Annotated in this window: 2 protein-coding genes; one reads left to right on the plus strand and one right to left on the minus strand. The window is 73.7% G+C overall.

Features of this window, described 5'->3' with window-relative positions; genetic code table 11:
* Positions 1-127: 127 nt before the first annotated feature.
* Positions 128-799 carry a class F sortase gene (locus G3I40_RS38665; RefSeq protein WP_164559493.1) on the plus strand — a complete coding sequence of 224 codons (672 nt, stop codon included), beginning with the start codon at positions 128-130 and terminating at the stop codon, positions 797-799.
* Positions 800-1,079: 280 nt separating this feature from the next.
* Here G3I40_RS38665 and G3I40_RS38670 read toward each other — a convergent pair.
* Positions 1,080-1,554, minus strand: a 475-nt coding sequence (locus tag G3I40_RS38670; RefSeq protein WP_164559494.1) for a GAF and ANTAR domain-containing protein, incomplete at its 5' end; no start/stop codon positions are given.

Here is a 1,554-nt window from a genome sequence, read left to right on the forward strand (position 1 = left end):
GCGGTGACCGAGGACGGCCCGGGCACCCGGCACGCCGTCATCGGCCTGGTGCTGGCCGCGATCGCCGCGGTGGCCGTGGCCTTCCGCAGCGTCCGGCGCCGCCGCTCCTCCCAGGAGTGAGCGCGCCATGAGCGAACGGTCGCACGGCCTCGGGCGGCTCATCACCGGCGTCGCCTGGGCGGTACTGCTGCTCGGCCTGTGGCTGTGGGGCCGCGGCATCACCGATGTGAACCTCTCCTCGCCGACCACCGGCGACGCGGCCGCCGTCGGCCGCCCCCTGGAGGTCGACCTGCCGGCCGCCCACAAGCCTGTCAAGGCCGCGAAGCCCCAGCGCATCGATGTCACCGCGCTGCGCATCCAGGCCCCTGTCGTGGCCCGCGGCCTGGACGGCGGCGGTGCCATCGACCCGCCGCCCTACGGCCAGGCCGGCGTCGTCGGCTGGTACGGCGCGGGCGCCCGGCCGGGGGAGCGCGGCACGTCCCTGTTCGTCGGGCACGTCGACACCGAGAGCAGGCCCGCCGTCTTCTTCCACCTGAGCGAGAGCAAGCCCGGGGACAAGGTGCGGGTGGTGCGCGACGACGCCTCCGTCGTGGAGTTCACCGTCGACGACGTCCAGGTCTTCGGCCGGGAGTCCTTCGACCCGCACAAGGCGTACGGCCAGCACCGCTCCGACCGCGCCGAGCTGCGGCTGATCACCTGCGGCGGCACCTTTGACAAAGCGTCGCGGACGTATACCGCGAACGTCGTCGTCTCCGCGTACCTCACGGGTGTGGACGAGGCGCCGAAGCGCGCGGGCTGACGGTTTCGGCATATGCCGGGCACCTGGCCCGGCCGGCGGCCCGCTCCCCCCGGAGCTGCCGGCCGGGCTGGTCCTCGACCGCGCGCGCAGCGGGTTGCGGGAGTAACCCGGCGCCGGCGCGGGAGGTATGAGGAGTCATCCGGACCTGTGGGTCCTGGAGGCCGGGGTCTTGGGCCACTGACTCCGACTCTAGAACGGATGGAGGCTGCGGCCTAGAGGGCGTTTGACGCCAAGTGCGAGGCCGGTGGCGCACCGTGGTCGCCGCAGGTCGGGGCAGGTTTCAGGTCGCTCCGGGACTTTCCGGGCGTAACTGGCTGTCGGTCAGGGCGTGGTGCAGCACGTCCCGCGCGACCGAGTCCAGGGGCAGCCGGTTGCTGCGTGCGTACTGCCGCAGCAGGGAGAACGCGGCGTCCGGCGCGGTGTTCCAGCGTTCGGCGAGCATGCCCTTGGCCTGTTCGATCCGCACACGGCTGGCAAGTGCCTGTTGCAGCTGCCCCGAGAGGTCCCGGTACTGGGCGTAGGCACGCTGGTGGCGCAGTCCTACGGCGGTGGCGTCGGCCAGCGTCTGTGCGATCGCCAATCCCTCTGGGTGCCAGGGGTGTTCGGGGACGGCGAGGGAGAGGGCGCCGAGCACCTCCTCGCGCCGGCGCAGCGGCACCGCGCAGGCCGCCGCGACGCCGCTGTCCCTGGCGGCGGCCGTGAAGTGCGGCCAGCGCGCCGAGGCGTCCGCGGAGTCCAGGGCGACCGGCGGCACC

Source organism: Streptomyces sp. SID14478, from assembly GCF_010548525.1.
Lineage (GTDB): Bacteria > Actinomycetota > Actinomycetes > Streptomycetales > Streptomycetaceae > Streptomyces.